The sequence below is a fragment of the Rubellimicrobium roseum genome, assembly GCF_006152145.1.
Taxonomy (GTDB): Bacteria; Pseudomonadota; Alphaproteobacteria; order Rhodobacterales; family Rhodobacteraceae; genus Rubellimicrobium; species Rubellimicrobium roseum.
On record NZ_VDFV01000091.1, the window covers coordinates 1 to 6,037 of the forward strand.

Consider the following 6,037-nt stretch of genomic DNA (forward strand, 5'->3'; position numbering starts at 1 on the left):
CTCGTTGCCCTGCCCCCAGGCCACGTCGTGGCCGATGATGGTCGAGTTGAAGAACAGCTCCGAGTTCTCGCCGGCGATGGTGTCGAAGCCCTCGCCGCCCTCGATCCAGTCGTCGCCTTCGTTGCCTTGGAGGAAGTCGACGCCCGAGCCGCCGAGAACGAAGTCGTTGCCCTCACCGGCGAACGCTTCCGAGGCGTCCTGGCCGAGGAACACGGCGTCGTGGCCTTGCCCGCCGAACAGAACGTTGATGCCGCGCGCGGCCGAGACCACGTCGTTGCCCCGCTCGCCACGCAGGAAGTTGTCGCCGAACGGGTCCTCGATGACGTCGTCGCCGTCGCCGCCGAAGACCTGGTCGGCGCCCTGCCCCGAGTTGATGTAGTCGTTGCCGCCGTCGCCCCAGATCGCGTCGTCGCCGATGTCGGATCTCAGGGTGTCGTTGCCCTCGGTGCCGCCCAGCACGACGTGCTCGCCACCGCGGAAGACCAGGGTGCCGCCGACGTCATGCGTCTTGCCTCCTTCGGTGACCGTCGTCGCGCCGGTGTAGCTGCGCACGACCTTGGGATCGATCCTCTGAAGCAGCGGGTCGTCCCAGACCGGGTCCTTGCCCGAAGCAGCCCCATTGTAGTCCTGCTGCGCGATGCCTCGGTCGAGTTCGAGGATGTAGTCGGGGGTAAGGAACGAATTTCCGAAGATGTGCGGCGCGTATTTGTCACCCAGCGACGAGTTGCGCATCATGATGTCGGCGAAGGTGTTCTGCTCGAGCGCGTCGAGCAGGTTCAGGCCCTGCGTCCGGGACAGGTAGTAGAACCGGTCGCCGGCCTGCAGTTGCTCCATCTGGTATTCGAAGATGAAGTTGAACGTGGAGCCCAGCATGCCGCCGAACTCGTTCACCTTCTCCGCGAGGCCGCCCACCCATAGGTCGACGGCGTTGAGACCGCCTCGGCCGTTCGCGGCGGAAGCCGAGCTGGCGTAGGCGCCCTGCGCCTGAAGGAAATCGAGGCGGTCCGTCGGAGCGACCTCCTCGACGCCGTCGCCGTCAAGATCGGTGTCCCCCAGCACCAGCAGCGTCGCGGCGTTGCGCTTGGCTTCAAGACTGTCGACCGACGTGATCGTCTCGTGCGTGCCATAGGCCGCGACGATGTTGATGATCGAGATCGGGTTCTTGAGGTTCTGGGCGAAGTCGGTCCAGCTCTCGTAGGGCTTGAGGTCGGCGATGCCGAAGTCGTTGTAGAGTTGCTCGCGCGTCTGGTTGAGCGAGGGCACCCCGGTCTCGCGGGCGCGGGCGATGTTGAGCGCCGCGAGATCGAGCGGCAGGCCCAGGAGGTTGCTGCGCAGGGCCGGCACGATGAATTCGTCGATCTCGGAGCCCACGTCCGCGCTCAACCCACGAAGGATGGCGCCTTGGATATCCTCGAAGTTGCTCGCGGTGCCGGTGTAGCCCTGCGGGTTGAGGAAGGCCTCGATCAGCGAGAGCTGGTCGCCGTCGGCGCCCGGGATCGGGTTCAGGTTGTTGTCGACCCGATCGATGGTGTCCGTCAGCATCGAGTGGCCGAAGCGGTACACGGCATGCGCGAACTCGGCCACGATCGACGGATCGATGTCGGGGGTGTTCGTGAAGACGAACGGATCGACGGCCGGCTGGACGCGGCGGGCGAACTCCTCGAACACCATGTGCTGGTACTGCATCTCGGTGGTAAAGCGCGCTGCCTGGAACATCCGATCACCGTCCCAAGTGAGCGAGTCGATCTCGGCGTCGCTCGGAAGGGCGGTGATGTCCTTCAGCAGCCATTCGTTGATGAAGGCGAGGTTGCCGCTTTCGAGGATGGTGTGCTTGTTCTCCTCGACAATGCGGTTGTGCTCGGCGTGGAAGACGGCGTGGACCGCCGACAGGCCGATGTTCTCGTTCCCGCGCCCATCCCCGGTGACGAAGTGCGAGTTCAGCATCTCGTCATCATAGGTGGACGGGTCGTCGTCGTCCGTCACGCCGGAGTCGGTGTCGGGCGTCTGGAAGGCATCCGCGTCGGTGATGCGCCGGTCGTTGTCCGAATCGTACCGGCCCGGCACCGCGTGGTGCGCAATGTCGTCCAAGAACGCCGGTCCGGCGGCGATGGCCTGGGATGCCAGCACGGTCCCATTGGGATCCCCCTCCACCAAGCCTGTCGGCGTGACGAGCTGGGCATAGCCGTTCGGACCCAGGATCAGGTTCCCGTACTGGTCGGTGGCCAGCAGCGGCACGCGATGCACGTCGAAGTCCGTCAGCGTGATGCCGAGGAACTCCTTCGCGCTGTTCTTGACGTCCTCCCACGTGCCGATGGTGCCGTCCGGATTGCCGCTCGCGTCGAGCCCATCGAGCAGGCGCCCGGTGGCCACGGTCTTTGTGACGCCATCCACCGTGACGCGCGCGTATTCGCGCAGGAACACCTGGTGCGAGGCGTGCGAGGTGTAGGTCTGGTTCTGGTCCACCCAGGACGTGGTCATGTTGGTGTGGGACGTGCCGTCGGGCGTCGCGCGGGTCAGCGCCATGAAGCGCAGCTGCTCCGGCAGGTCGTCCGTTGTGCCAAAGACCTTGTCCGCCCCCGCGATGAGCGGATCGTCGGCCTCGAGCGGGATGAAGACCGTCCCGGCGCCACCCTTCTTCACGAGGTCGAGCCCGTGGTCGAAGAACTGGCCAAAGATGGTGAACAGGTTGTTGAACTTGGGCGACAGGCCCACATCCGGCGAGACGTTCTCGATCCGGATCCCGCCTTCGGGCCCGACCTGAAGACCGTACTGGTCCATCAAGCTGTCGAGGAAGGTAATCGACTGCTCGTAGGTGCCGGTGGCGCCGTTCGCGTCGGCAAGGGCCTCGTCATAAGCCAGCTGAGCCGCATCGCGCTCCACAGTAGCGGCATCAAGGTTGGTCTGGGTGATGGTGGCATCGGCTTCCGCTTCGGCCAGAAGCTGGCTGAGATCGTCCACGCTGTCCTGCGCGGTTCCGTTAACTTCGGACGTCGGACGGTAAGCATTGGCCGCCGCCTCGGCGGCATCGGCCTCGCCGTCGACGTCCGAGCCATTGCCATCGGTATCCAGCCCGTCAGTGTCATTGCCCAGGCCATCGTTGTCGAGTGCGTCCAGCGCAGCCAGCAGGGTTTGCGCTGCCTCTTGCGTGGCCAAGGCGTTGGACGTCGCGCCTGACCCCAGATGGGTCACCACGGCCGAGGCTGCTGTGACCGCAGCACTTGCGGCCTCCATGGCCGCCGCATGCAAGGCCACCAGATTGGCTCCGGTCGGTGCGCTGAGCTCATTCACCAGGTCATCCGCGGCGGCCTGCGCTGTCACCGCCGCGTCCTGCGCGACGTTGGCCAGATCCACTGCCACGTCGTACAGGGCCACCTCCGTGTCGGCGGCCGTATCGGCCGTAAGGGCCGCATTGTACTCGTCCGTCTCAGCCAGAAGCGTGTTCTGCGCCTCCACGACTTCCGCGCTTGCGGCGACATTGTTGGCCGCCGCAGCGAGGGTCGCCTTGTAAGCCGAGGTGATGGAGTTGACAGCCGTGTTGGCATCCACGCCCGTGATGCCCAGCACCTTGAGCGCAGCATAGATGGCGGCGGGGTTGCCGGCGGTCTGATCCACGATGAGGTTCGAGATCGTGCGCGGGTCGGCATCCACCACATTGCCGGACGGCGTGGCGCCCGGCGTGTAGTCGGTGTTCGTCAGCATCGGCGGGTTCGGCCCACCGCCCAGAGGAATGCTGTCGCCGTCCTGCTCCTTAACGTACTCGGGATCGGTCAGACGGGGGAAGGGAGTCTCACTCGCGCCGACATCCTGCAGCCCGGGCAGGAGTGTGTTATCGGTGCCATCCACCGTGCGCAGCCCAGCCGGCATGAGCGCGGCATCCTGGGCAGATACGCCATAGACCTCTTGGATGGCCGCAATGGTTGACATGCCCCCGGCATGCAGCTCGGCGATCTTGATCTGCTTCAGGATGAATTCGAGATCGTGCTGGTTGACGTGGAAACTCGTCGACATGGCTAGGCCCCCCTTGAGCCAAACTGAACCACATCCCGCGCGGACGTGCGGCTTCAGGTGGGGTACGTCGGTCAGGCATTAGCAATCCGCGCAGGGTCATGGCCCCGCTTACGGACCCCCCAACACGTGGCCCCGAGCTGACGATGTCGAGATGTGTTCTTCCCCTAGTGGGGCCAGCCTAAGGAGCAGTGATGCTTCCCGCCAATATGGACAGACGTCCTAAGACCTGCAGGCCTCAAGTCTTAGGACTTGGCTTGATTTCGTGGGGAGAGACCCAGAAGAGCGGCTCGTAAGGGGTCTTTGAGATACATAGGCCGACGGTCTGACAGGGCATCAGTCGAAGATGAATACGGCATAAGTGTGGCTCTAGCGTGAAGATGATCGTTAAGCTTCGCTTATTGTCGGGGCTGGTCGGCTTGCCGCAACTATGACGCCCTCCTTGTTAGGTCCTGTCTGACGGCTGCTGCAACGAGAGGAAGTATGGGCAGTTGCCTTGATGAGGGGCATCATGGTGGGGGTCTACAATGCGACGACACCAACTCAGCAACGCGCAATCGGGGCTGATTGCCGACCTGATGCCTCGCTCTGGACGGCGAGGTGGCGGCCGCTGGCGCGATCAGTGGCAAGTGGTGAATGGCTTGATATGGAAGTGCGGGACCTGCGCGCCGTGGCGAGACCCGCCGGAGCGCTACGGGCCGTGGTAGATTGTCTACGAGCGCTTCAACCGGTGGCGGCGCGAGAGGTTGTTCGACCGACTTCTGGACCAGTGCGGCTCAAGCTGAATGCCGAAGGTCTAATCGACCTGGACCTTTGGTGCATCGACAGGACCTCCATGCATGCCAGCCGGTCGGCCGCAAAAGCGGGTAAAAGCCGTCGGTGATGCTGACTGTAGGCATTGGGAGGCAGCCCTGGAAACAGCTAGATAAACGTCGCACTCTTAGCCTACATAAGACGGCTTTGCACAAGTCTCAAAGAGCTACATCTTTAGCTCATAACCGATGCTTTGCATCTACCGCCGCTTATTAGTAGCTCTTTGTGAACCTCAAGACAATGAGAGGCAAAGGTCAAATGCACTTACGAGTCGTCATCATGAACGAATGCGCAAGTGCGAGCAAGAGCGCTGCGGATTTTATAGGTCAGCTTGCGGAGATCGCTGTGGTGGCTGAATGTACCACAGCCGGTGAGGCCATATTGGCTGCCCAATGCTTGGAACCTCACATCCTGCTGCTGGATTCAAGCGCCCCGAGCCGAGAGCTGCCTATCCTCCAGGAGATAGCCAAGTTAGGATCTCGCACCAAAGTTGCCGTTCTGACCTCGTCTGAGCGCAAAAGCGATGTTCTTACAGCTCTTCGCTGTGGAGCGAGCGGCTACATACTAAGGAGCAGTGGTGTCAGTCTTGAGGCGGCATTACTAAACATACACAGGTTGGATGTTTATGTTTCGCCTGAGCTAGGAGCGCGTGTTCTGTTCGACCTTGTTCAAAGCCGAGAGATAACTATAGATCCAGAGAGCAACTGGCTCATTGCGGAGGGTGGCCGGCTCACCGAGCGAGAGAGGGAAGTGATCGCTCTTGTTCGGCAGGGCTGCCGCAATAAGGAGATTGCTATCAGGCTGGGGATCGAAGAGGCAACTGTCAAGCACCACCTCCGCAATATCTTCAGAAAACTTCGCATTCGCAGTCGAGTAGAACTAGCTGCGCTTATCTGAGGTGGTCCGCACTGCTCTGCCCATTGGACATGCATCAGTATTAACGCCGGCTCTGATGATATGACCGCCCCTGACCGTCTCGATGCGCCAAGGTGGATCTGCGACGATCCAAAGGGGGAGCGATCATATCATCAGAGCCGTGCTTTTGCCTAACCGGCATTCGGCCAAACTGGTACAACCAGCTCGAGTCGCAGACTGCGGGATCGGCTCAGACGCGGCTGCTTTCGTGTTACTCCGCGGCGTGGCGATAGGGCCGGCCACGCTCGGCCTCCATCCGGAGCAGGCGCTCCTCCAGCGCGGCCATCTCGGCGCGCTGGGCCGC

At 62.6% G+C, this 6,037-nt stretch carries 3 protein-coding genes; 2 read left to right on the plus strand and 1 reads right to left on the minus strand.

Going from position 1 to position 6,037, the window contains the following annotated elements; all coding sequences use genetic code 11:
* Positions 1–4,008: peroxidase family protein (locus tag FHG71_RS22445; protein WP_281281996.1), on the minus strand; the 4,008-nt coding region annotated here is incomplete at its 3' end.
* A gap of 524 nt (positions 4,009–4,532) precedes the next feature.
* Here FHG71_RS22445 and FHG71_RS24845 point away from each other — a divergent pair.
* Together FHG71_RS24845 and FHG71_RS22455 are read left to right on the plus strand one after the other, a co-directional pair.
* Entirely contained in the window at positions 4,533–4,712 is a 180-nt protein-coding gene (locus FHG71_RS24845; RefSeq protein ID WP_139083977.1) for a transposase, read from the plus strand.
* A gap of 385 nt (positions 4,713–5,097) precedes the next feature.
* Positions 5,098–5,715, plus strand: a complete 618-nt coding sequence (locus FHG71_RS22455) for a LuxR C-terminal-related transcriptional regulator (RefSeq protein ID WP_176559592.1) — start codon at positions 5,098–5,100, stop codon at positions 5,713–5,715.
* Positions 5,716–6,037 lie beyond the last annotated feature (322 nt).